We start from the raw sequence: 24,315 nt of genomic DNA on the forward strand, positions 1-24,315 counted from the left end.
CTCCTTACTCTTCTTTACGAATCAAGTCCATCACTTGATTGCGGTCTAATATCCACTGGGCTCGTTCATCCTTTTCATAGGTACGATTCGATAGGAAAATGACCGCTTCTTGCTTCTGGCGATTCCACATGATAAAGGTACCTGTATAGCCCGTATGGTCTAGCCAATCTCCTTCCAAATTCCATGCCAAAGAACGTTCCTTATCATCCAAAGGTGAAAAGTTTTGACTCAAATTTCTTGCAAAATCATCTGCTAAATAGTGTTCTAAAAAGATTTGTAAATCCTTTACAGTCGAAAACAAACCAGCACTACCAGCATGTCTACCCAAGAGACGAGCCTTGGGATCATGAACTTTTCCTGCCTCCACACCTCTGACTGTTGGAACAGCACGCTCAACAGGACCAAACTGGGTTTCCATCATTCCCCAAGGTTTCCAGACTTGCTCCTGTAAAATCTCATCCAGGTCTTGATTAAAGATTCTTTCCAAAATAAAACCCAACAGCAAAAAATGGACATCCGAATAAAGAAAGGCTGGCTGATTTCGTCTCCTGAGATGAAACATAGCTTCCTTTAATTCTAAGGCTGTTAAAAGATCTCTATTGGGAATAAAAGGATCAAGAGCTGTTGCGTGAGTCAAGAGCTGGCGAATAGTGATATCTGGATAATCACTTTCAGGTAAAAAATCGGTTACTGGTCTGTCAATATCTAATTGACCGTTTTCCCACAAAAAAGTAAAAACGGTGCCAACGCCAACAACCTTGCTGACACTAGCTAGGTCATAAACTAGTCCTGCCTCAGTCTGCAAGCCATGCTCTGGGTCACTCTGGCCTAAATAGACCTCCGTCCATTGATTGTCCTTAAAATACGCAAAAGAGGCTCCGGGATAGATCCCTGCCTCGATTTGTTCTTCTATTTTTTTAATAATCTTGGTCCACTTCATACTTCTTCAAACCACAATTCAACATTATTTCTATCTTTACCAAGGAAGAATTTTTCAGACTTAGGAATAAAATATTCTGTAGACTCAAACCTCTGGCACAGACTGGCTAAATCTAATTCATTGACCAAGAACTTGAGCATAGACAAGTCCCAGGTAACCGTACTGTCCACAGTCAGATCCTGCCCCTGAGCTGGAATAAAATCAAGGGATTCTCCAACTTCAGATGGCTCCAAGAAACTATCAACATCAGTTGGGAGATGTAATTCCATAGAAATCTCAAATTTACTTAAAGAAATTGATTCGAGATCTGTTTGAAATCTAGGCTTTTCTTCTACTTCTACTAGACTTTCTCTATCATCTTCCGCATGAATCAAAACCAAATCATCTTCGGGTGAAAAAATCTCAAAAGCGTAGCCATTTTGACCTTTATATAATTGATGAATCGAATCTGTTTTAGCTAATAAGGCCTCGATTTCTAAGGGATTTTCTACCTTGACAATCAATCTAGCTAGTTTTTTTCTTCCCTCTACCTTACGAGTGCGCATACTTGGAGCTTCTTCTAAAACCAGCTTTTCTAAACCTGTTTGATCACCTAGTGACAGAAAGGCTGACTCTTCTAATAAGGCCTTCATGCCAAGGGTTCCTATATAAAATGTTTCATTTAATTTTCTATTATTAACTTTTAAAGTAGGAATAATCCGTACAATCTGATTTACATTCATAAACTCCTCCAACTCTTTTATTTTAAAGGATTTTAGAATTTTTTACAAGAAATTATGCTCAGATTTACCTTTTTTTCGTAAAATTTCATCTAAAAAACCGAGGATTTCCTCGGTTTCAATTTCTTATAGGTAAAGGAATTTGAAGATAGCTACTGCGGCAATTGCTGCTGCGATCGGTGCTACTACTGGTACCCAAGAGTACCACCATTTTGAATCACCTTTGTGCTCACCAAGAACTGATTTTGGAAGGAAAGCATGAAGGAGACGTGGTCCCAAGTCACGGGCTGGGTTCAAGGCAGGTCCTGTAGGTCCACCAAGTGATGTTACCAAGGCCATAACTAGGAAACCTAGTGCCAAGTGAGCAATTCCAAGACCAGATGTCATAAATGGTGCTACTTGTTCTTTAGCTTGGTCAAGTGCTGCTGTTACTTGTTCTTGAGGAATGGTTTGACCTTGAGTAGTTGCTTGTGCAACTTGAGCATTAATAGCCGCTTGTGCTTTTGATACTAGTTCAGCACCAAAGAAGTTTTTAGTCATTCCAAGAGCTGCAAAGAAAAGAACAAATGAACCAACAAACTCATTTACAAAACCATTAACAGTTGCTGCAAAATGTGATTCTTTTGTACCATTATCCAAACTTGAAATGGTTGAGAAAGTACCCAAGATGTTGTTTGGATTTTCAGTTTTCAAGTAGTATGGGCGGTGTGTTGCCACAACCAAGGCTTGACCAAAGATAGCACCCAAAACTTGTGCGATGATATAAGGTGCAACTTGTGCCCAAGGGAAGAGACCGCTGATCGCAAGTCCAAGAGTGAAGGCTGGGTTAATGTGGTTACCTGATACGTTACCAAACATCAAGGCTGGGATCATAACCCCCATACCATAACCAACAGCGATAACGATCCAGCCACTTTGGTGACCTTTCGTACCTTTAAGTTCAACGTTGGCAACTGCACCATTTCCAAGAATGATCAAAATAGCAGTGGCCAAAAATTCAGTGGCATATTTAATTGCCCATGTGAAATCCATTTGATAGATTCTCCTTAAAATTTTTTAGACAATCCTTATTCTATCAATTTTTATATCTTTTAGCAACAGGTTTTCTAAAAGAATATATGGGAAAGCGGTTTTATTTCTCTTATTGAAACAAAAGGATTAAAGAGGTGGATTTCCTTAATCCGAGAGTTCTTATTCTTGACGTTGTCCGAAATCTGCAATCATCTGCTCCATTTCTTGTCGACTCGGAGTTGTCAGCATATAAAGGTAATCTCCTTGAAGTTCCGCAAAGGCCGCTGGCATGATTTTTTTAACCTTGAAATACTGGCTGTATTTGGCAAGCAAGTCCTCCTCAGAATAAACATAGTGAGCATTTGCACGACGGGATGTAGCTAAACAATATTGAGCTTCAAAGTCTGACGCTGGGAACTCTTCTCCTGCGACAATCGCCGCATAGCCTCGGTAGAGATCCAAGGAATGAGCAAAGTTATAAACATCAATGGTAAAACCACCTGCAGGACGGTTATTGTACTCAATGGCAATGTAGTCGTCCCCTTCACGGAAGAACTCAATATGGAAGAACCGTTCTTTCATACCAAATTCCTTGACAATGGCCTCACCATATTTACGTAATTTGGGATCCATATCCTTAAGAACATAGTAGGAATTGTCCATCTTGTAAATCATGAGATCAAGCGGTGTATAGGCGTAGTCAAAAGTCGTTGAGAAGACAATCTTACCATCCTTGTCTACGAGCCCGTCAAAGGTACAGATTTCACTAGAAGTAACAAATTTTTCAAAGAAATAAACGGTCGAATGGTCCCATTCTTGCTTAAAGTGATTGATATCATCTTCTGTCTCGAGCTTAAAGGTTGCGGCTGCTCCCACTCCATTATCAGGTTTGGCAATCATTGGAAGACCAATTTCTTTCACTGCTTGATCAACATCTGCTTCCGTCTGGATAACAGCTCCAGGTACCACAGGGACACCTGCTTTTTTGAAGAGTTTCTTCATTTCAGACTTAAATTTCGTCTTTTTGAGATCCTCTGGTTTGGCACCAAAGACATTGAATTGTTCTCTGAGTGTTGCATCCAGCTCAAGCCAGTATTCATTATGAGACTCGATACGGTCAATTGGCCCATGTTTATAAAAGAGAAAAGCAACTGCACGTTTGACTTCATCTATATTTTCAAGATTATCTACGCGGAAATACTCAGTCAGGCTATTGCGTAAAGGTTCATCCAATTGCTCGTATGGTTCTTGACCAATTCCCAATACTGTGATGCCTTTATTAGCTAGTTCAATGGTAAACTGTTGAAAGTTTTGCGGATAGTAGGGAGAAATAACAAGGTAATTCATAGGTAACTCCTTTTATAAATAGAGATTTCCAAGGAAATAAGGCATTTGTTTGCGCCACCATTCCCAGTCGTGGGCGACATCGTGTCCCCATTCAGCAAACCAGGCTGGAATTTGTTTCTGGTCAAAGGCTTCTTTAAGCTTGTAGAAAGATGGTAGACCGTCTTGTTCCCAGGCTCCAAGACCCGTACACAGCACAATCTCTGCCTGACGGTAACGGTCAATAAACCAGCCGTCATTCTGATTCCAGATATAATCTACTGGCGAGTTTTGATAAATAGCATCGTCATTGTAGTAATCGCCAACAAAGAAACGTGCGTCGTAAACACCACTAAGAGCAATCACCTTTGTAAAAACATCTGGATGTTGGAGAAAAAAGTTGACTGCATGGTAGGCGCCCATCGAGCAACCTGTCGTCATCATACCATCAAACCAACCTGTCTTATGCTTGATAAAAGGAATAGCCTCCTCAATCACATAGCGTTCATAGGCACGGTGCATTTCCGCTTGGTCGTGACCATTTTTCCAAGTGGCCAACCAGCTCTCACTATCTACACTGGATAGGGTAAAGAACTGAACACGGCCTTCCTCGATAAAAGAAGCACAAGCATCAATCATGCCAAAATCATAGTATTCATTGTGACTACCACCTGATGAAGCAAAGACCACAACTGGAATCCCTGCATGTCCATAACGATTAAGGTACATTTCACGGTTAAGATTGCCACTCCAGTGGCTAAGGTTTTCAATATGCATTGGCTTTCTCCTTTTCTAACTTACCATTTCTCTGCAAAAAATCTCAGACAGTCTGGTAAATTCTCCGACCAAGGGATTTCACTATGGATGGCACCAGATTGAACTTTCAAGACAAGATTATCTAAGTGTACCCCACCTGCTATCAAATCATGGTAATACCGAAGAGACGAATCGATATAGGCTTGTTTGATATTACCAGCCATCAGGGTCTTGTCCGTATCATCTGCTTCTTCAGTTCCAACATAGATAAAGATACGCTGGTCAGGCGATAGTTTCTGGCGCTCGATGTAGCGATTAAAGGCTTCTTGATGGAGCCAGTTGGCAGATGAAAAGACGCCCAAGCAACCAATTTGGTCTTGGTATTCCAAACCGATAAACTGGGTAATATTGCCTCCTAGTGAAGACCCAATCATAGCCGTATGCTGGCAGTCAGCTTTAGTACGGTAGGTCTCATCGATAAATGGCTTGACCACCTCCATAACAAACTCGGCATACTCCACGCCCTTACCGCCAAATTGCTGTCCTGGGATAGGAGATTCTTGGAACTTCCAAGCCGCATACTCATTCATCCGCCCCATACCATCATTGTCAATGGCGACGACAATCATGCGACTGATATCAGGATTACGCTTAATAGCTGGGATAATCTTCCATGAATGTCCAATGAAAGACTCCTTGCTATAAAAAACATTTTGCCCGTCATGAAAGTAAACAACAGGATAGGAACGATCCGTGTCTTTCTCATAATCTTTAGGCAGAAGAACACGTACACGGCGTTCCTTACCTGTATATGGAACCTTGAGTTTGTGTTCTTTCATTTTTAAATAAAAGTAGGATTGATTCATTGTCAGAAAACTCTCTATATTCAAAATTTTATCTCATTATACCATAAAAATAGAAAAAAAGTTAGTTTTGCTTCCGTTTTTGGAATTAAAAACTAACTTTTTCATTTAATTTTCTAAATTCTTTTGGATTTTCTGATTAGAGCATATTGTCAATCAAGTCATCCACTTCATCTTTTTCAGCCTGCGGTGTAATCTCAGTAATCATGATTCCAGCCACTGCTCGCTCAACTAAACCTTCAACATCCATACGAGCTTCATACTGCTCCGCATTCTTAATCTTAGGATTTGTTTTCGGACGATCTGGCGCAAAAATGGTACAACAGTCTTCAAAAGGCTGGATAGAAATTTCAAAGGTGTCAATTTCCTGAGCAATGTCAATGATTTCCAACTTATCCATTGTCACAACTGGACGGATGATGGGAGTGTTGGTAACTGCATTGATAGCCTGCATGCTCTCCAAGGTTTGGCTGGCTACTTGACCTAGGCTTTCCCCATTGATGATAACTAAACCATTTCGTACCTCACGAATACGATCTGTAATCCGCATCATAAAACGACGCGTTAGAGTCATCAAGTAAGCTTCTGGCGCTTTGGCCTTGATTTCCTCTTGAATCTCTGTGAAAGGTACTTCAATAAACTGGATATTTCCCCCAAACTTGGTTAATTTACGGGTCAAATCTTGGGCTTTTTTAAGAGCACCAGGACTCGTGTAAGGTGGGCTGGCAAAATGAACAGCCTCAATATCCACCCCACGCTTAAGTGCAAGATAACCTGCTACAGGTGAGTCGATCCCTCCTGACAACATGAGCATCCCTTTACCTGAAGTTCCAACTGGCAAACCACCAGCCCCACGAATGGTTTCATAAGAAAGATAGGCTGCTTCTTCACGGATTTCCACCTGAAGATTGATGTCAGGACTTTTCATTTGAGCTTGCACATTTGGAATGGCTTCGAAAACAGCTCCTCCAAGTGTTTGATTGAGTTCACGACTATCCAACTCAAAGTTGTGGTCGCTACGCTTGCCAGAAATTTTAAAGGTCATGCCATCCTTGTAGATGTCCTGCATAATCTCTTGGACAGCAGACTTCAGAACTTCTACAGATTTTTCGACCTTATAAACAGGAGAAAAGTTTTGAATCCCAAAAACTTGTTTGAGTGATTCTGCTACTGCTGTGTAATCTGCTCCATTTAGGTAAGCGTGGGCACGGTCACGATCTGCCGTTACCTTAACTTGGGGATAGATAGACAAAACGTCTGATATATTATTGCGAAGTTTATTGATGAAACGCATACGATTTTTACCCTTGGTTGACAACTCTCCGTAGCGAATCATAATTTCTGAATACTGCATAAATGCTCCTATCTTACTTTTCTAGTTTGATTGTAAATTAATTTTAGCTTGGTCAAAAACTGCTCGACCTGACTCATATCATTTTCAAGGTCTAGACTAAGACGCACAGCTGACTGGGCCTTATCCTTGTCCACTCCCATGGCAATCAAGGTGCCAGCAGGTTTCCCAGCCTTGGACGAACAAGCAGAGGTCGTTGAGATGAAAATATCATAGTCTTCAAAGGCGTGAACGATGACTTCACCACGAACACCCTTGATTCCAAAAGTCAGGATATGAGGGGCAAAGTCTTCCTCATCTGAAAAGACAAATATATCTGGATAATCTAAAAGAGCTTGGCGAATCACTGCCTTCATCTGCCCAGTCTTGCTAGTAAAGACATCTAGCTTTTCCATGGACAAACGCAGAGCCTTGGCTGTCGCTGCTATCCCTGCCACATTTTCAGTTGTCGAACGATAATCATGCTCCTGACCACCACCAGTCAAAAGAGGCGTAATCTTCTTGCCAGACTTGATATAGACAAAACCAACACCACGAACTCCGTGGAACTTGTGACCAGAGAAAGTCGCAAAATCCACTCGTTCTGTCAGATACTTTTCAGTCGGAATCTTGGCAAGTGCCTGAACCGCATCAACGTGGAAGGAAATAGTTGGCTTGTCTGCCAATAGTTCTGAAATAGCTTGAATAGGTTGAATCGAGCCGATTTCATTGTTCACAGCCATGACGGAAACGAGGGTCGTATCAGGTCTTATCAAATCTGATAACGCTTCAACATTTACAAATCCTTTGTTATCAACTGGAGCAAAATCTACTTCAAATCCTTGACTTTTCAACCAGAGGGCTGACTCTTTGACTGCCGGATGTTCAATGGCTGATACAATGATGTGTTTTCCAAACTGAGCCTTTTCAAAGGTCACACCCTTGATGACCCAGTTATCTCCTTCTGTCCCACCAGAAGTAAAGAAGATTTCATCGCTTTTCTTACCGATTAAATCTGCAATCTGTTGGCGAGAAGCATCTAAGATTCGTGTTGCCTGGTCTCCCAAACGATGGAGACTAGATGGATTTCCTAAAATTTTTGAAGCGACCTGCATATAAGTTTCAAGGGCTTCAGGATAGGGCTTGGTCGTCGCCGAATTATCAAAGTAAATCATGTTTTCTCACGCTTTCTAAAATCACTCCTTCTATTGTATCATGAAACGGAGTCTGCGACAAGAAAGGGCAATTCCTCTTTTTTTAAGATTTTTTTAAAGAAATGCGGTATAATAAATTTTAATTAAAGGAGAGAATATATGTCTAATTATCGTAGAACTTCAAAACCAAAAACAGAACACATCAAAAAAGGCTTTACGGTCTTTCAAAAAACTGTTGCCACTATCGGTAGTATCCTTGGCTTAATTACTGCAAGTATCACTATCATGAACGCCTTGGATAATAATAAAAATACTAAAAAAGAACCTACGACAAGCCAGACGACAACAATTGTCAAAGAAATTCAAAAGGAATCCCCTCAGGAAAACACTAGTCCCAATAAGGAAAATAACACTTCTCAAGAAAAAACACAGCAAGAGGAAACACCAAAATCTAGCGTCAAGGAAGAGAAAAAAGAAGAGCAGAAAGCAGCAACTCAGGATTCTTCTACTCCTACTCCAAGTAAACCTGCTACTGAAAATGAAAAACAGTCCAATACCCCAACTTCGGAAAATAAAACTAATCAATAATCACTAAAATAGCCTCCTTCCAAACTTGGAAAGAAGCTATTTTTTTATTGTTGTAAAACTTTTCTTGGTTTGGTACCTTCAGCTGGACCAATGACACCTGCCATCTCAAGCTCTTCCATGAGACGGGTCGCACGGTTAAATCCAACTGACAAACGACGCTGAATCATAGATGCGCTGGCTTTCTGGGTTTCGATTACCAAAGCCTTGGCTTCTTCAAAGAGCGGATCACCACCAGATTCACCATCTGAAAATTCTCCGTCATTTTCAGAAACCTCACCTGGATCAAAACTCTCATCGTAGTCCGCATCAGCCTGAGCCTTAATGAAGTTTACGATACGTTCGACATCATCATCCGAGATAAAGGAGCCTTGGAGACGAACTGGATGATTTTCATCAATTGGTTTAAAGAGCATATCTCCACGTCCAAGCAGTTTCTCAGCTCCATTTTCATCTAAAATAGTACGGGAGTCTGTTCCTGATGAAACTGCGAAAGCGACACGAGATGGGACATTGGCCTTGATCAGACCAGAAATGACGTCAACGGATGGACGCTGGGTTGCAAGAATCATGTGGATACCTGCAGCACGCGCCTTCTGTCCGAGACGAATGATAGCATCTTCCACTTCCTTGCTGGCTACCATCATAAGGTCAGCCAACTCATCCACAATTACAACAATGAGTGGTAGCGGAACCTGCTTGTACTCAGACTGAGCATTAAACTCTTCTACCTTGGCATTAAAACCTGCAATATTCCGAACTCCCACCTTGGCAAAGAGTTCATAACGATTTTCCATTTCATCCACGACCTTTTGCAAAGCCTTGCTGGCCTTACGTGGATTGGTCACGACTGGAATCAAGAGGTGGGGAATATCATTGTAAACAGACAACTCAACCATCTTGGGATCGACCATCATAAATTTAACTTGGTCAGGTCTCGCCTTCATGAGGATGCTAGCGATAATGCCGTTAACAGCTACTGACTTCCCTGAACCCGTTGAACCTGCAACTAGCAAGTGGGGCATCTTGGAAAGGTCAAAAGCTCTTGCGGTGCCATTAACTGCCTTTCCTAGAGGAATTTCTAAGAGATTTTCTGCTTTCGTTTGAGATTGTTCCCATAGTTCGCGGAAGGATACCGTCGCAATCTCAGAGTTAGGAACCTCAATCCCGACTAAGGATTTACCAGGTATTGGAGCCTCAATCCGGACATCCTTGGCTGCCAAGGCTAGAGCGAGGTCATCTGCTAGATTGGAAATGCGGTTAACCCGTACACCGACTGCTGGCTTGACTTCATACTTGGTCACTGACGGCCCAATTTCAGCCCGTTCAACCGTTACCTTAATACCAAAACTAGCAAAAGTTTCTTCTAGGATTTTGATGTTTTCACGAACGATTTTCTTCTCTTTCGACTGGTCTTTTGGTTTATCTGGGGCAAAGAGTTGTAAGCTTGGAAGTTTGTATTCAAGGGCTTCCTTGGCTGAAAAATCGACCTGAACATCTTCGTCATCAGAGTTATCTCCCTGTTCAGGGAATTCAAGTTCAGCTTGAGGCAGGATGATTTCTGGTTCTACCCACTCTTCTTCTGGAAAAGGTGGAACGTCAGGCACAACATCTGCTGTCAGAATTTCACCTGTTTCCATATCAATAGGAGGCAAATCGAGTAAGGCTTTTTCAGCCTCTTCTTGTTCTAATCTAGCCTCTTCCTCAGCCTTTTGGCGAGCTTTTTCTTCTTGTTTAACAAAGCGTTCCTCTTTTCGACGCTCATGCCCTTCCCGCCATTTGGCAAAGCCTTTACTGCAAAATTCAGCAATATCGTAAACAGACCAAGGACTGACTAGGAGGGCACCCACTAAAATCAAGATAGAACCAATAAAGTAAGTACCGATATTTGAGAAGAGAAAGGCTGTTGGCACATAGAGTCCAACACCAATCAAGCCTCCACCAGCAAAACTGGTCGTTCGAAAACCAGTTAAATCCGTCACAACCTGAGCCATGGTTCCTTTTAGAACGGACTTGTCCAAACCATATTTCCAAACCAAGTAAGCCTCGAAAATCAAGAGCAAACCAGCAAATATGGTTAAAAAGCCTGATAGGAGTCCTTCCTGTTTTCGTATCCACTTGAAAAAGAAGAGGTAGAGCAGGATGCCAAATATTGCCAGATAAGCTAGGCTACCCACCAGCAAGCGAATGAAATTGTAAAGGGTTATACCTGCAGCCCCTAATTTGAAGGCTGCGAAAATCAATAAAAGCGCGATTCCCAACGAAATCAACATTCGTTGAATCGCTTCTTTTCTTTCGAGTTCTGCTTTAGACGGTCTCCGTCTTGTTTTACTTGTATTCTTGTTTGCCATTCTTCTATTATACCATATTTCACAGGCATTTCGGAAAGAGAAAAAGACTGCACCAAACGGTCCAATCTTTTCATTTTTCTATTTTTTATGCTTGTGGTTTGCGTAGGTAACCATAGACCACACCACTTACGATTGCTCCTACCAAGACAGAAACGAGGTAAAGAAGAGCATTTGAAGTAAGGGCAATAACGAAGATTCCTCCGTGTGGCGCCATGAGTTTGATACCAGTAAGACCAACGAGTCCACCTGCTACTGCTGAACCAAGGATGAAGCTTGGGATAGCACGAGCTGGGTCAGCGGCACCAAATGGAATTGCTCCCTCAGTGATAAATGACAAGCCCATGATGATGTTTGTCAAACCAGAGTTGCGTTCTTCTTTAGTAAATTTATCTTTGAAAAGAAGAGTTGCGACAAAGATTGCAAGTGGTGGCACCATTCCTCCAGCCATAACTGCTGCCATGGCTACAGAACCACCTGAAGAAACAGTTGCTGCAAGCGTACCTGTACCAAAGACATAAGCCGCTTTGTTGACTGGTCCCCCCATGTCAACAGCCATCATTCCACCAAGGACGATACCAAGAAGGACAGCTGAACCTCCTCCAAGACCGCCTAGGAAGTCATTCATAGCAGTATTGATTGCTGCCATTGGGATATTCACAGCTAGCATGACAAATCCAGTCAAGATTGTTCCAAGAAGTGGCAAGAGAAGGATTGATTTTGCACCTTCAAGTGAACGAGGAACTTTAACGTATTTCTTGATAGCAAGAACTAAAGCACCTGCGATAAATCCACCAACAAGGGCACCTAGGAAACCAGATGAGACACCTGCAAGAGTTGAAGTTGCTTCACCACCTGCGGCATAAGGAATTTTACCAAAGGCAAAACCTTCTTTGGCAATAGCACCAGCCACGAAACCTGCTACCAAACCTGGTTTTTCAGCGATAGAGTATGCAACATAACCTGCAAAGACTGGGAGCATCAAACCAAAGGCAGCTCCACCAATTTTCATAAACATAGAAGCTAGCTCATGGTAGGAACCAAGATTACCAAGATTTTCATTTGGAACACCCAAAGCACCGTCAATCAAGAAGGCAAGGGCAATCATGATACCACCACCTATAACGAATGGCAACATTTGAGATACACCACTCATCAAGTGTTTGTAGAAGGCACCACCAAGGCTTTGTTTTTCGTTGCTTGCTGTCGAAGCTTTTGCTCCATTAGCAGCACGGTAGACTTCAGCATCTCCTGAAAGAGCCAAGTTAATCAATTCTTCTGTTTTACGGATCCCGTCAGCAACTGGACGATTGATCAATGGTTTGCCATCGAAACGATCCATCTCAACCGCCTTGTCTGCAGCGATGATAACAGCTTTAGCCTTGCGGATGTCCTCAGCAGTTAGTTGGTTTCCAACACCGCTAGCACCGTTGGTTTCAACCTTGATTCCAACACCCATTTCAGCAGCCACTTTTTGAAGGGCTTCTTGAGCCATGTAAGTGTGAGCAATACCTGTTGTACAAGCTGTAACAGCAACGATAAACTCATCAGAGTCATTAGTAGGTGCTTGAACAGGCTCTTCAGTTTTTTCGGAAGCTTTGTCAAAAAGTTCGATAACTTGGTCAGCTGATGTTACTTGACGAAGTTTGTCAGCAAAACCGTCTTTCATCAAGTATTGAGACAATTCTGCCAAGGCTGCCAAGTGAGTATCATTGGCACCTTCTGGAGCTGCAATCATAAAGAAGAGGTCAGTTGATTGTCCATCCAAGCTCTCGTAGTCAACACCCTTGTTTGACTTGGCAAAGAGAACTGTCGCTTCTTTGACAGCAGCATTTTTGCTGTGAGGCATTGCGATACCATCACCCAAACCTGTAGAAGTGAGAGCTTCACGCGCCAAAATTCCTTCTTTAAAGGTTTCAAAATCTGTCACATAACCGTGGTCTGTCAAACTTTTAATCATCTCGTCGATGACAGCTGTTTTTTCAGTTGCTTGCAAATCCAGCAACATAACATCTTTTCTCAATAGGTCTTGAATTTTCATCGTTTTTCTACCTCAACTTTTTCATATGTTTCTTTAATAAATTCTGCTGTTGCCAAGTCATCCGAGAAGGTAGTTGCCGTTCCACAAGCAACTCCCCATTTGAAGGCTTCTACTGCGTCTTTTGATTTGACAAATTCACCTGTGAATCCGGCAACCATAGAATCACCAGCACCAACTGAATTTTTGACTGTTCCCTTGATAGGTTTTGCGAAGTAAGCTCCCTCAGATGTGACAAGAAGGGCACCGTCGCCAGCCATGGAGATAATGACGTTTTGAGCTCCTTTGGCCAGTAACTGACGAGCATAGTTCTCGATTTCATCTAAACTTTCGAGTTTCACTCCAAAGATAGCTCCAAGCTCGTGATTATTTGGTTTGACCAAAAGTGGCTGATAGTCCAAACTATCAATCAAGGTCTGTCCTTCAAAGTCACAAACGACTTGCGCACCAGTCTTGCGTGTCAAGGCAATCAAATCCTTGTAGATAACATTGCCTAGGTTTTTAGCACTCGAACCCGCAAAGACAACCGTATCTTCTGCTGTCAGACTAGATAAAATAGCTTTCAATTCTTCTAGCTGAGCTGGTTCGACATTTGGACCGGTTCCGTTGATTTCTGTTTCTTGGTCTGCTTTGATTTTAACATTGATACGAGTATCTTCTGCCACTTGGACAAAACATGTCTCGATTTCTTCCTCTGCAAGGGTATCTGTGATAAATTTACCAGTAAAGCCTCCGATAAATCCCGTCGCTGTATTTGGTATATCCAAACGTTTCAAGACACGGCTGACATTGATTCCTTTCCCACCAGCAAACTTATCATCACTGTCCATACGATTGACACTACCGACTTGGACTTGGTCCAAACGAACGATATAGTCAATGGATGGATTGAGTGTGACTGTATAAATCATACTTCTATTACCTCCGTTTTCTCCTTAATAGCCTGCAAGAGCTCATGCCCTTGACTTGTGATAACAATAGCTCGTTTGAGTGGTGCTACCTTGGCAAAGCAAGTTTGTCCAATTTTTGACGAATCCACCAAGACATAGGTCTGTTTGGCATTTTCTAAAATAGCACGCTTAACAGCTCCCTCCTCCATATCAGGAGTCGTATAATAGCCATCGTCCACACCATTCATCCCGATAAAGGCACGGTCAAAGTGCAATTGGTTAATCTGGTTAAGAGCAACGCCCCCGATGCTAGCATCTGTTGCCATCTTGACACTTCCTCCAACCATGACAGTTGGAATCTGCTTTTCAACCAACTGTGCGGCATGGTGAATCGAATTTGTCACAACAGTAATATTCTTATTGACCAATTCATGGATCAAAAAAGCAGTTGTTGTTCCAGCATCGATAAAGATGACATCTTGTTCCTTAATGAGAGAGGCTGCTTTCTGAGCCAGCAACTTCTTTTCTTGAAGGTTTTTGACAGATTTTTCTTGAATGGTTTCTTCTTCCTGCAAGGAATGGGGCAATTCTGCTCCACCATGCACGCGACGAAGCTTGTTTTCCGCTTCCAACTCATCCAAGTCTCTTCGAACCGTTGATTCTGAGGTCTCTAGCAAACTAACTAATTTTTCTAGAGAAACTACATGATGTTGATTTAACTCCTCTAAAATCAGTTGTTTCCGCTCTGTTTTTAACACTGAATCACCTCCTGTTATCGTTTACACTATTCATTCTATCACACTTTCTTTCAAAGTCAAGCATTTTTTGTCATTTTCTTTCAAAATCTATCATTTTTCTTATTTCTAGAATTTTTATTGCAAGATAGGGGCCTTTATGGTAGACTATTTGAGTAAGTATTGGAAGATTACTCAAGAGGCTTAAGAGGCCGTGTTGGAAACGCGGTAGGCGTGTAACAGCGTGCGTGGGTTCGAATCCCATGTCTTCCGTTTATTTTAAAAAAGATACCCAAGAAATCTGTACTGACCCCAAAAAGTTAGACAATTAATTTAAGCAAAGGATTTAGTTCTGTATTGTACAGGGCTAAGTCCTTTTAGTTTTACCTTAATTCGTTTGTTGTTGTAGTAATCAATATAGTCTACAATAGCTTGTTCCAAGTGTTCAAGTGACTGAAACGTATTCTCATAACCATAAAACATTTCAGACTTAAGAATGCCAAAGAAAGATTCCATCATACCGTTATCTGGACTATTTCCCTTACGTGACATAGATGGTTGGATTCCCTTATTCTTTAAAAAATGATGATAGAAATCGTGTTGGTATTGCCATCCTTGGTCACTATGGAGAATTGTATTTTCGTAATGGTTCTCTGTAAAGGCTTGTTCTAGCATAGCTTTCATTTGTACTAAGTTCGGCGAAGTAGAAAGATTGTAGGAGATAATTTCTCTGTTAAAGCCATCTAAAACTGGTGATAAATAAAGCTTTTGGCTGCTTGCTGGAATGGCAAATTCTGTCACATCTGTGTAGCACTTTTGCATTGGTTTGGTTGCTTCAAATTGACGTTGAATAAGATTATCTGCTTTCTTGCCAACCTCTCCTTGGTATGAAGAATACTTCCGTTTACGGCGAATTCGAGCCGTTAAACCAAGTACTTTCATCAGACGCTGCACCTTCTTATGGTTCACTACGAAGCCACGATTTCGTAATTCTAGAGTCATGCGACGATAGCCGTAATTTCCTTTATGCTCAGTATAAATTGACTGAATTTCAGCTTTAATATCATAATCTTTATCGCTTTGATCCAGCTGTTTTAAGTGGTAATAATAAGTTGAACGGGCAAGTTTAATAATCTTTAGAAGGATATCTAAAGAAAACTCTGTTACCAGTCCTTGAACAATTTCCGTTTTTCTTCTTGCTCCTTTTCGTCTCTCAATCGGAGTTCTCTCAACTTTTTTAGAATGGCATTCTCCGCTCTCAAGTACTCATTTTCTGCTTGAAGACGTTCTAATTCTGTCATATCTTCAAATCTCTTCTTTGGCTTACGTCCCATTTTAGGTGGTCTCCCTCTTGTTTTCTCAACAATAGTATACCCGTTTTTCTTATATTGTGCCAGCCAATTCGAAAGTAATCCACTACTTAGAAGAGCATAATCCAGAGACGCCCTAATTTGTGAATGCCCCTCAAGAAGAACTTTATCAATGATCTCTTGTTTTAGTTCAGGAGAATAGTAACAATTCTTTCCTTTTTTGACGAACTCTATTCCGTAACGATCAATCAATTTAATCATGTACCTAAGATTAGAATTGTTTATCCCAAATTTATTTGAAAGCTTCTCTAAGCTATATCCTTGTTTTCTAAGTTCATAGATCTGAACTTTATCATCATAACTCAATTTCATAATAAAACACCCCAAAAGTTAGATTTTTTCTGTCTAACTTTTGGGGTGCAGTACAATCTTGGGTATCTTTTTTCTTATATGCTTGTTTTATAACTCGGGTGAATTTCTTAGAAAATATCAAATAACAATTTCACATTGAGAATTGTTAAGATAATGGAAACGATATAGCCAAGGATGGTATTCCATTTGGCATTGGTAAATTCTCCCATCAGTGATTTCTTAGAAGTTAGATAAATCAGTGGGAAGATTGAAAATGGAAGAGCAATCGAAAGAAAGACTTGTGAATAAACCAATAACTGATCCAATGTTTTTTCCTGATGACCAAACAGAACCGCTACAATCATGACAGGCAACAAGGCAAAGAGACGAGTTGCCAAACGAATGAACCATTGAGGTAATCTCATATGCAAGAAACCTTCCATAACGATTTGTCCAGTCAAGGTACCCGTAATTGTCGAATTTTGACCACTGGCTAATAAAGCCAAGGCAAACAAGGTTGATAAGGTCGAGCTAGCTATAGCTCCTGCAATAGTAGAATCCTGCAAGGCATTATACATTTGAGAGAAGGCAGAAATCTCAGATGCATGGCCGAAAAAGAGAGCCGCCCCGAGAATTAATAGAAGGGAGTTAACCACAAAGGCCAAGGATAATTGGAGATTTGAATCCCAGGTCATAAAGCGCACGGCTTTTCGAACATCATTCTTGTCCTTGTGATTGATTTTCCGAGTTTGAGACAAGGAAGAATGCAAATAGAGGTTATGGGGCATAACCGTTGCTCCCACGATCCCTAGTGCCAAGGTTAATTGACTTTCATGCCCTGGCAAGGGACTTTCAAATAAGGTTGCATTCGGTAGATAACCCTCAACGATTCCTTGGAAGCTTGGATGTGACAAAGCTACCAGATAGGTAAAAATTGCTAGAATGGTTAAAATCAGTGTTGTCACAATAGCTTCAATCTTCTTAAAGCCAAATTTCATCAGAAGCAATAAGAGAAAAACATCCAACACGGTCAAGAGAATTGCTATCATAATCGGAATCTTAAAGAGAAGATTGAGAGCAATCGCTGAACCTAGAACTTCTGCCAGATCTGTCGCCATCAAGGCTAATTCTAAAATCACCCATAGACTATAACGAAGCCATTTAGGTGAATGATGAGCCGTTGCTTGAGCCAGGTCCATCTGGGTTACAATACCAAGCTTTCCTGCCATCTGCTGAAGTTGCATGGCAATGAGAGATGAAATCAAGATAACAAACAAGAGACTATACTTATAGGAAGCACCACCGACTACACTGGTAATCCAGTTTCCTGGATCCATATAACCAACTGCGACAAGAGCACCCGGACCTAAAAAGGCATTTAAATTTTGCCAGAAATGATTGTTATTTGGAGTATCGATAGATTGATTAATCTCAGAGAGTGACACTTTTTTATGAGAAGACATAGATACTTACCTCTTTCTAAACCTACTTTTTCATTATTTTCTATTAGAGAAAAATAAGATTGACTTTAAACTATTAAAACAATGAAAACTATATGAAAAACATTTAGTTTTTTCATTATTTTTCTTAAGGCACCTTAATATTTTTCTTAAGGCACCTTAATATTTTTCTTAAGGCACCTTAATTATAACACAAAAAATGAAAACTATATGAAAAACATTTAGTTTTTTCATTATTTTTCTTAAGGCACCTTAATTATAACAGAAAATATGATAAAAACTTAAGAAAATTCAGGACTTGATTTAATATTTAGGATACAACAAAATGTTGTATTCTTTTTTTGCAAAAGAATACCAAAGAATAAAATAAAAAACGTTGTAAAAACAACGTTTTAGAAAGATTTACAAAACAATGTAAATTATCAATGGAGCCGGTGGGAGTCGAACCCACGTCCAAACATCTGCTAACATATTTGTCTACAACCATAGGTTATGTATTCGTTTAACAGTCCCTCGACACATAACTCAAGCCTAGAAACCGCGAGTCTATCAATCTCTTATCAAGCCGCTAGACAAGGCTTGATCGTATCTCGCTAATAATAAGACCTGTCATTGAACACGAGCAATCCAAATCGGGTCACGCCTGCTGGTTTTTAGGCAGCTAGAGCGTAAGAAGTGTTATTTTTTGCAGTTATATTTAACTGAGCGTTTACGTCGCCACACGAGTCGCAAAATATGCCTCATAATGCCTGTCGAATCCGTAACGACCCCAAAAGACAATAAAACCATTATACCTTATCTAACTCAAAAATGCAAAAAGGAAAGCAATTAACTACAAAAGATAGTCTTTCAAAGATTTTGTCAAAACCTGATAACCGGGAACACTAAGGTGCAACCCATCAGTTGTATAATCTTTTTTGAGTTGGCCTGCCTGGTCTGTCAAACTATCAAAAACTGGCGCAAATTCTACCTGCATATAGGCAGAGGAAAGTTCTTTATAGGCTTGATTCCATTTCTGAATTTTTTCATTCGTGCGGATATAGACTGTCTGCTTGTACTCCTCGCCCTCATTGACTGGCAAAATGGAAAGCAATTTTATCTCTGTCAGTGGATAATCGCGAGCAATGGATTGTATGATAGATTCGAGATTATTGAGAGCCTCATTCACAGGCACATCTTTTCCGATATCGTTCGTCCCAATTAAAAGGACAATTTTATCTACCGCCCCACCGTACAGATGCGCATCCAGATTCTCTAATAACAGCCCTGTCTGATAACCTCGAATGCCTCGATTGACAATCGTCTTTGCAGTCCCAAATAGTTCCTGCAGAGGATAATATTCGACAATGGAATCCCCAATAAAAAGAATGTCTGGCTCTACAACAGAAACCTGATTTAAGTGACGATACTTGGTTTGGATTTTTTCTTGTTCCTTTAGGAGCCAATTTTCTAATAACTGTACTGCCACTTCATTCTCCTTTTTCTAACCAGTTCTCCAAGACTTGATAAACTCCTCCTTGGCTATTGGCTGGCGCTAGAGCAGTCGCCACAGCTTTGGCTTTATCATCAGCATTTTCCATCGCATAGGCAATTCCAGCCATTTCAAGCATTTCAACATCATTTTCACTGTCACCAAAAGCCATGATTTGTTGGGAGGTCAAGTCCCAGCGCTTGAGTAATTCTTCCAAGCCCCATGCTTTATGAATTCCAGCTTGAAGGATATCAATGCAACCATAGCCACTCGATACAGCACGAACACGGCCATCAAAGAGGTCATTGATTTCTTCCAAGACCGAACTCAAACGTTCCTCACCAACAACCATACTCATCTTGAGCACACCACCAAAGAGGTCAGAGGTTAATTCGTCCACAAATTGCATCCGTTGGTAGAATTTTTCAATCATTTCTGGAGTCATAAAACTTTCAAGGTCTGTAAAAATCGTACCTTCTTTGACGAAACCACCCTTCATAGACGTTACAACAAACTGATCCTGACACGCTCGACCCTTAAAATGAGCCAAAGCCTTATCGACAATGGCATCATCCCAAGTCTGAGCCTGAATCAGTTCATTGTTTTCAAAAATACGAGCACCGTTTGCAACAACCAGAACCACCCGATCGACCAAGTGCTCCAGTAGTTGCCTCATGCGGTGAATTTCATTCCCAGTCGCAATGACAAAACGAATACCCCTTTTATCCAACTGATCTAAAATCTTTTCCAAACGTGGGAGATCAAGCTGGCCTCTAGCATCCAGCAAGGTCCCATCCATATCTGTTGCAATTACCTTAATCGTCATTTACTTTCCTCTGGATTCAAGCTAGTCCCACTTCAATCCCACATGTTCGTTCATTTCTTTGTAGGCTGTATCAATTCGTTCCTTAGTCGCTTCATCTAACTGGTCACGATGACTACCACCCTCGATAAAATCTTCTAAGATATAAGTTTGGTATAGGAATAGTGGATAACCTTCTGGAGAATAGGTTCCTTTTGGTGTACGGTTTACCCAAGAAGGATGCGCTTTTGCAGTTTCGATTGTCGTCTTACCGGCTTTTTTCTTAATAGTCACATCCATGAGCACGCCGCGCTCTGTCCACTTAGCATTCTCTTCATCTTGCATGGTTTCAATTCGTTGATTGGAAATGAAGTTCCCCATTGAATAGATAATGAGTTTCTTGTCCCCATCTTTTTCAACCGTTTCAGATGGTTCAACTACGTGAGGGTGCCCTCCAAAGATAATATCCGCTCCCCAATCGATCATCTTGTGATAAAGAGCCTTTTGTTCTTCAGTTGGTTCCAAGCGATACTCCACACCCATCTGAGGCATGATAATGGTGATATCTGCTTCCTTCTCTGCTCGTTCAATTTCAGCCTTCATCTTGTCTTCATTTAGGTCTGAAAGATAGCGGTTATAGTCTTCTTGAGAAATACTTTGCTCAATTCCATTAAAACCATAAGAATAGGCTAAAAGTGCAACCTTGATGCCGTTCACTTCCTTGATAACCAGTGGAGCTTGATCACGTGACTCATGCGTATACACTCCAATAGGTGTCATTCCTGCCTTCTCAATAGCATCTGCTGTTGAAACCACACCTTCTATTTGTGAATCTAGGATATGGTTATGCGCCAAGTCTAGCACTTGATAACCGGCATCCTTGATGGCATCCATAACTTCACCAGGTGCATTAAATAGGGGATAACCTGCCAAATAGTGGTCCTTGTTCACAGTACCTTCAAAATCACCTATAATTAGGTCTGCTTGTTTGAGCCATGGTTTCACATAATCAAAATTCTCATGAAAATCATAGGTCCCATCTTCTTTTAAAGCCGAACGATAAATAGGAATATGATAAAGGAGGTCCCCATTGGCCATAATTCTAGCAGTTTTTTCCTCTTCCTGATCTTTAGTATTTTGATTGGTCTTATTTGCTTCTTGAGAAATGGCATCCTTTTTTTGACTGGTTAAGGGGATTCCTTGGAAGCTTTCAAACAACAAGACCAAGCCCATTGATAAAGCAACTGCTAGCAAGAGTATCGCCACAAATCCCTTATTGCTCCACTTGCGATAACTCCTAAAAAAGTTTACAAAGCCTCTCACAAAATGAAAAACTGGTCCACGTTTATGTCTATCTTGTCTTCTTTGCATCTTCATTCTCCCTACTTTCTAATGCAAGCCTTTTCTTTTTATTATATCACAGATAAGTATTTCTTTCACAATTGAATTGAACTTCCTATCTATTTTCTATAAATCCTAAAGGCTGTAATACTTTCAATCCTTGTCATTTTGTGATATCATGTAGAGGTAATGAAAGGAGAGAAAATGTCTGCAATAGAACGTATTACAAAAGCTGCTCACTTAATTGATATGAAAGATATTATCCGCGAGGGAAATCCAACTCTACGCGCGGTTGCTGAGGAAGTCACTTTCCCCTTGTCTGACCAGGAAATCATTCTCGGTGAAAAGATGATGCAATTCCTCAAACATTCCCAAGATCCTGTCATGGCTGAAAAGATGGGGCTCCGAGGTGGTGTTGGACTTGCTGCTCCTCAATTAGATATCTCAAAACGTATTATCGCTGTTTTGGTACCAAACATTGTTGAAGAAGGTGAAACTCCGCAGGAAGCCTACGACTTACAAGCCATTATGTACAATCCAAAAATCGTCTCTCACTCTGTTCAAGACGCTGCTCTTGGCGAAGGAGAAGGTTGCCTCTCTGTTGACCGCAATGTGCCTGGCTATGTTGTTCGCCATGCTCGCGTTACTGTTGACTACTTTGACAAGGACGGCGAAAAACACCGTATCAAGCTCAAAGGCTACAACTCCATCGTTGTTCAGCATGAAATTGACCACATCAACGGAATCATGTTTTACGATCGTATCAATGAAAAAGACCCATTTGAAGTTAAAGATGGTCTACTGATTCTTGAATAAATAAAATCCCGTTGCAAGACGGGGTTTTGTGTTATAATAGAGGCATGAAAACAAATGATATTGTCTATGGCGTCCACGCCGTTACCGAAGCCCTCCTTGCAAACACAGGGAACAAACTTTACCTCCAAGAAGATCTCCGAGGTAAGAATGTTGAGAAAGTCAAGGAACTGGCTACAGAAAAAAAAGTATCCATTTCTTGGACTTCAAAAAAATCCCTCTCTGAGATGACTGAAGGTGCTGTCCACCAAGGTTTCGTTCTACGAGTATCCGAATTTGCCTATAGCGAACTGGACCAAATCCTTGCCAAAACACGCCAAGAAGAAAATCCACTTCTATTGATTCTGGATGGGTTAACTGACCCTCATAATCTAGGTTCCATCTTGAGAACAGCTGATGCGACCAACGTTTCAGGTGTCATCATTCCCAAGCACCGTGCTGTCGGAGTTACTCCTGTCGTTGCCAAAACGGCCACAGGTGCTATTGAACACGTTCCAATTGCCCGCGTAACCAATCTGAGCCAAACTCTAGACAAACTCAAGGGTGAAGGCTTCTGGACCTTTGGAACAGATATGAACGGTACTCCTTGCCATAAGTGGAATACAAAAGGAAAAATCGCCCTCATCATCGGAAATGAAGGAAAAGGCATCTCTACCAACATCAAAAAACAGGTCGATGAAATGATTACTATTCCCATGAATGGACATGTTCAAAGCCTTAATGCCAGTGTTGCTGCAGCCATTCTCATGTACGAAGTTTTCCGAAATAGACTATAAAAAAAGTTTCCAGTCATCTGATTGGAAACTTTTTTATGATTAACTATGTTCTGTAATAAACTTGTAAGCTTCTTGACCTGCGATAGCGCCATCTCCAACTGCTGTTGTCACTTGGCGAAGGTCTTTCAAGCGAACATCTCCAACTGCGAAGATACCATCAACTGCAGTTTTCATGTGGTTGTCTGTCACAATCCAGCCAGCCTGATCTTGAATATTCAATTCTTTAACAAAATCGCTAAGAGGGTCTAATCCAACATAGATAAAGACGCCACCGAAGGCTTGCTCTGTCACTTGACCTGTTTTCACATTTTCAAAGACGACAGATTCTACTCGGTTTTCTCCCTTGATTTCCTTCACTACAGAATCCCAGATAAAGCTGATTTTCTCATTCGCAAAGGCGCGGTCTTGTAAAACCTTTTGGGCACGAAGTTGGTCACGACGGTGAACAATGGTAACAGTCTTAGCAAAACGAGTCAAGAAGAGGGCTTCTTCGACAGCTGAATCTCCGCCACCAACTACCAACAAATCTTGGTCACGGAAGAAAGCACCATCACACACGGCACAGTAAGAAACACCACGACTGTTCAGTTCTTCTTCTCCAGGTACTCCCAAAGGACGGTGTTTAGAGCCAGTCGCTACGATAACGGTACGAGTTTCATATGTTTGGTCATCAGTCATCACTTTCTTAAAATCACCATGGTCTTCGACATTTTCAACATAACCATAAATGTGCTCAACACCAAGATTTTCAAGCGGTTCAAACATCTTTTCTGCCAATTCTGGCCCACTAATATTAGCGTATCCAGGGTAATTTTCAATATCAGATGTATTATTCATCTGACCACCTGGCAGACCACCTTCAATCAAGGCTACTTTCAGATTGCTTCGAGCAGCATACAAGGCTGCAGTCATACCTGCAGGTCCAGCACCGATAATAATAGTATCGTACATATAGTTTCCTTCTTTCTTGTTGTAACTATCTTTATTCTAACTCTTTCTTGTCAATCACGCAAGGATTATGCCTTGAAAACAAGAATTAAACTCATAACCGCAAAGGATAATACTGGAACAACCAAAACACCAATCATAATCATATCATAGAGATGGGCTTGGCGAGCCTTGGCTGTCTTATCAACTCCCGACATGGCTCTCAGTCCAATCCAAATCCCTAAAAAAATCAGGACGAGGATGGTGGTCAAGATCAAACTCTCGAAATATAAAGAAAATAGTTGCAGTAGCATGATTTCTCTCATTTCTATCTTTTTTAAAGAGTAAACTCAGCTAGTCCAGCTAACTGAGT

General features: G+C 41.0%; 22 protein-coding genes, 1 tRNA gene and 1 other RNA gene. 4 read left to right on the plus strand and 20 right to left on the minus strand.

The annotated features are described in order from the left end of the window. Positions 1–4: 4 nt before the first annotated feature. From SM12261_RS05940 to SM12261_RS05975, 8 genes are all read right to left on the minus strand, one after another. Positions 5–940 carry a serine hydrolase domain-containing protein gene (locus tag SM12261_RS05940; protein WP_000872229.1) on the minus strand — a complete coding sequence of 312 codons (936 nt, stop codon included), beginning with the start codon at positions 938–940 and terminating at the stop codon, positions 5–7. Continuing rightward, positions 937–1,662, minus strand: coding sequence for a CppA N-terminal domain-containing protein (locus SM12261_RS05945; protein ID WP_001102236.1), 726 nt, complete (start codon positions 1,660–1,662; stop codon positions 937–939). The genes SM12261_RS05940 and SM12261_RS05945 overlap by 4 nt, the downstream gene beginning before the upstream one ends. 123 nt (positions 1,663–1,785) lie before the next feature. Then, the gene (gene gla / locus SM12261_RS05950) at positions 1,786–2,691 is read right to left on the minus strand and encodes an aquaglyceroporin Gla (protein WP_000348094.1); all 906 of its coding nucleotides are present in this window, start codon (positions 2,689–2,691) and stop codon (positions 1,786–1,788) included. Between the two features lie 159 nt (positions 2,692–2,850). Beyond that, positions 2,851–4,017: an ATP-grasp domain-containing protein gene (locus SM12261_RS05955; protein WP_001108616.1), complete on the minus strand. Its 1,167-nt coding sequence runs from the start codon at positions 4,015–4,017 to the stop codon at positions 2,851–2,853. 12 nt (positions 4,018–4,029) lie between these two features. Next, positions 4,030–4,770, minus strand: coding sequence for an esterase family protein (locus SM12261_RS05960; RefSeq protein ID WP_000546817.1), 741 nt, complete (start codon positions 4,768–4,770; stop codon positions 4,030–4,032). Positions 4,771–4,790: 20 nt separating this feature from the next. Then, on the minus strand, positions 4,791–5,615 hold the full coding sequence (locus SM12261_RS05965) for an alpha/beta hydrolase (protein WP_001076716.1): 825 nt from the start codon (positions 5,613–5,615) through the stop codon (positions 4,791–4,793). A gap of 136 nt (positions 5,616–5,751) precedes the next feature. Beyond that, positions 5,752–6,966, minus strand: a complete 1,215-nt coding sequence (gene thiI, locus SM12261_RS05970; RefSeq protein ID WP_001200059.1) for a tRNA uracil 4-sulfurtransferase ThiI — start codon at positions 6,964–6,966, stop codon at positions 5,752–5,754. Positions 6,967–6,974: 8 nt separating this feature from the next. Then, positions 6,975–8,117: a cysteine desulfurase family protein gene (locus tag SM12261_RS05975; RefSeq protein WP_000638920.1), complete on the minus strand. Its 1,143-nt coding sequence runs from the start codon at positions 8,115–8,117 to the stop codon at positions 6,975–6,977. 138 nt (positions 8,118–8,255) lie between these two features. On the opposite strand from SM12261_RS05975, the gene SM12261_RS05980 reads away from it, so the two are divergent. Beyond that, positions 8,256–8,684, plus strand: a complete 429-nt coding sequence (locus SM12261_RS05980) for a DUF6556 family protein (RefSeq protein WP_000073950.1) — start codon at positions 8,256–8,258, stop codon at positions 8,682–8,684. Between the two features lie 44 nt (positions 8,685–8,728). On the opposite strand, the gene SM12261_RS05985 is transcribed toward SM12261_RS05980, so the two are convergent. The 4 genes from SM12261_RS05985 to SM12261_RS06000 form a co-directional block, all read right to left on the minus strand. Next, complete coding sequence (locus SM12261_RS05985; RefSeq protein WP_004238719.1) at positions 8,729–11,032, minus strand: DNA translocase FtsK; 2,304 nt, start codon at positions 11,030–11,032, stop codon at positions 8,729–8,731. An 85-nt stretch (positions 11,033–11,117) separates the two neighbouring features. Further along, positions 11,118–13,070 (minus strand): fructose-specific PTS transporter subunit EIIC, encoded by a 1,953-nt coding sequence (locus SM12261_RS05990; RefSeq protein ID WP_000701448.1) that lies wholly within the window; start codon positions 13,068–13,070, stop codon positions 11,118–11,120. After that, a complete protein-coding gene (gene pfkB / locus SM12261_RS05995) occupies positions 13,067–13,978 on the minus strand; it encodes a 1-phosphofructokinase (protein ID WP_000640798.1) in 912 nt (303 codons plus the stop codon). The genes SM12261_RS05990 and pfkB overlap by 4 nt, the downstream gene beginning before the upstream one ends. After that, complete coding sequence (locus tag SM12261_RS06000; RefSeq protein WP_000920651.1) at positions 13,975–14,715, minus strand: DeoR/GlpR family DNA-binding transcription regulator; 741 nt, start codon at positions 14,713–14,715, stop codon at positions 13,975–13,977. The genes pfkB and SM12261_RS06000 overlap by 4 nt, the downstream gene beginning before the upstream one ends. 161 nt (positions 14,716–14,876) lie before the next feature. Here SM12261_RS06000 and SM12261_RS06005 point away from each other — a divergent pair. Next, a tRNA-Ser gene (locus SM12261_RS06005) sits at positions 14,877–14,964 on the plus strand. A gap of 60 nt (positions 14,965–15,024) precedes the next feature. Here SM12261_RS06005 and SM12261_RS06010 read toward each other — a convergent pair. The 6 genes from SM12261_RS06010 to SM12261_RS06035 form a co-directional block, all read right to left on the minus strand. Continuing rightward, a protein-coding gene (locus SM12261_RS06010) for an IS3 family transposase (protein ID WP_115262385.1) occupies positions 15,025–16,373 on the minus strand; the annotation gives its coding sequence in 2 pieces (ribosomal slippage) (positions 15,025–15,923 and positions 15,923–16,373; 1,350 coding nt in all). A gap of 107 nt (positions 16,374–16,480) precedes the next feature. Next, complete coding sequence (locus SM12261_RS06015; RefSeq protein ID WP_000094601.1) at positions 16,481–17,815, minus strand: Nramp family divalent metal transporter; 1,335 nt, start codon at positions 17,813–17,815, stop codon at positions 16,481–16,483. Between the two features lie 420 nt (positions 17,816–18,235). Further along, positions 18,236–18,583, minus strand: a transfer-messenger RNA (tmRNA) gene (gene ssrA / locus SM12261_RS06020). A 61-nt stretch (positions 18,584–18,644) separates the two neighbouring features. After that, positions 18,645–19,280 (minus strand): SGNH/GDSL hydrolase family protein, encoded by a 636-nt coding sequence (locus SM12261_RS06025; protein ID WP_000290664.1) that lies wholly within the window; start codon positions 19,278–19,280, stop codon positions 18,645–18,647. Position 19,281: 1 nt separating this feature from the next. Then, positions 19,282–20,109, minus strand: coding sequence for an HAD family hydrolase (locus SM12261_RS06030; RefSeq protein WP_000153517.1), 828 nt, complete (start codon positions 20,107–20,109; stop codon positions 19,282–19,284). 21 nt (positions 20,110–20,130) lie between these two features. Beyond that, positions 20,131–21,456 carry a CapA family protein gene (locus SM12261_RS06035; RefSeq protein WP_001189732.1) on the minus strand — a complete coding sequence of 442 codons (1,326 nt, stop codon included), beginning with the start codon at positions 21,454–21,456 and terminating at the stop codon, positions 20,131–20,133. Positions 21,457–21,630: 174 nt separating this feature from the next. Between SM12261_RS06035 and def the strand changes: the two genes are divergently transcribed. After that, the gene (gene def, locus SM12261_RS06040) at positions 21,631–22,242 is read left to right on the plus strand and encodes a peptide deformylase (protein WP_001272937.1); all 612 of its coding nucleotides are present in this window, start codon (positions 21,631–21,633) and stop codon (positions 22,240–22,242) included. Positions 22,243–22,286: 44 nt separating this feature from the next. Then, a complete protein-coding gene (gene rlmB / locus SM12261_RS06045) occupies positions 22,287–23,015 on the plus strand; it encodes a 23S rRNA (guanosine(2251)-2'-O)-methyltransferase RlmB (protein WP_000855747.1) in 729 nt (242 codons plus the stop codon). A gap of 39 nt (positions 23,016–23,054) precedes the next feature. Here rlmB and trxB read toward each other — a convergent pair whose 3' ends face one another. Both trxB and SM12261_RS06055 read right to left on the minus strand, forming a co-directional pair. Further along, entirely contained in the window at positions 23,055–23,966 is a 912-nt protein-coding gene (gene trxB / locus SM12261_RS06050) for a thioredoxin-disulfide reductase (protein ID WP_000272298.1), read from the minus strand. 65 nt (positions 23,967–24,031) lie between these two features. Further along, the gene (locus SM12261_RS06055) at positions 24,032–24,256 is read right to left on the minus strand and encodes a DUF4059 family protein (RefSeq protein ID WP_000926599.1); all 225 of its coding nucleotides are present in this window, start codon (positions 24,254–24,256) and stop codon (positions 24,032–24,034) included. Positions 24,257–24,315 lie beyond the last annotated feature (59 nt).

Source organism: Streptococcus mitis NCTC 12261, from assembly GCF_000148585.2.
Taxonomy (GTDB): domain Bacteria; phylum Bacillota; class Bacilli; order Lactobacillales; family Streptococcaceae; genus Streptococcus; species Streptococcus mitis.

Coding starts and splice junctions, on each gene's coding strand:
- rlmB (WP_000855747.1), top strand. CDS start 22,287: ATGAAAACAAATGATATTGTCTATGGCGTCCACGCCGTTACCGAAGCC.
- SM12261_RS05945 (WP_001102236.1), bottom strand. CDS start 1,662: ATGAATGTAAATCAGATTGTACGGATTATTCCTACTTTAAAAGTTAAT.
- thiI (WP_001200059.1), bottom strand. CDS start 6,966: ATGCAGTATTCAGAAATTATGATTCGCTACGGAGAGTTGTCAACCAAG.
- SM12261_RS05955 (WP_001108616.1), bottom strand. CDS start 4,017: ATGAATTACCTTGTTATTTCTCCCTACTATCCGCAAAACTTTCAACAG.
- def (WP_001272937.1), top strand. CDS start 21,631: ATGTCTGCAATAGAACGTATTACAAAAGCTGCTCACTTAATTGATATG.
- SM12261_RS06015 (WP_000094601.1), bottom strand. CDS start 17,815: ATGTCTTCTCATAAAAAAGTGTCACTCTCTGAGATTAATCAATCTATC.
- trxB (WP_000272298.1), bottom strand. CDS start 23,966: ATGTACGATACTATTATTATCGGTGCTGGACCTGCAGGTATGACTGCA.
- SM12261_RS05985 (WP_004238719.1), bottom strand. CDS start 11,032: ATGGCAAACAAGAATACAAGTAAAACAAGACGGAGACCGTCTAAAGCA.
- SM12261_RS06035 (WP_001189732.1), bottom strand. CDS start 21,456: ATGCAAAGAAGACAAGATAGACATAAACGTGGACCAGTTTTTCATTTT.
- SM12261_RS05940 (WP_000872229.1), bottom strand. CDS start 940: ATGAAGTGGACCAAGATTATTAAAAAAATAGAAGAACAAATCGAGGCA.
- pfkB (WP_000640798.1), bottom strand. CDS start 13,978: ATGATTTATACAGTCACACTCAATCCATCCATTGACTATATCGTTCGT.
- SM12261_RS05990 (WP_000701448.1), bottom strand. CDS start 13,070: ATGAAAATTCAAGACCTATTGAGAAAAGATGTTATGTTGCTGGATTTG.
- SM12261_RS05960 (WP_000546817.1), bottom strand. CDS start 4,770: ATGCATATTGAAAACCTTAGCCACTGGAGTGGCAATCTTAACCGTGAA.
- SM12261_RS06030 (WP_000153517.1), bottom strand. CDS start 20,109: ATGACGATTAAGGTAATTGCAACAGATATGGATGGGACCTTGCTGGAT.
- SM12261_RS05980 (WP_000073950.1), top strand. CDS start 8,256: ATGTCTAATTATCGTAGAACTTCAAAACCAAAAACAGAACACATCAAA.
- SM12261_RS06055 (WP_000926599.1), bottom strand. CDS start 24,256: ATGCTACTGCAACTATTTTCTTTATATTTCGAGAGTTTGATCTTGACC.
- SM12261_RS05975 (WP_000638920.1), bottom strand. CDS start 8,117: ATGATTTACTTTGATAATTCGGCGACGACCAAGCCCTATCCTGAAGCC.
- SM12261_RS05965 (WP_001076716.1), bottom strand. CDS start 5,615: ATGAATCAATCCTACTTTTATTTAAAAATGAAAGAACACAAACTCAAG.
- gla (WP_000348094.1), bottom strand. CDS start 2,691: ATGGATTTCACATGGGCAATTAAATATGCCACTGAATTTTTGGCCACT.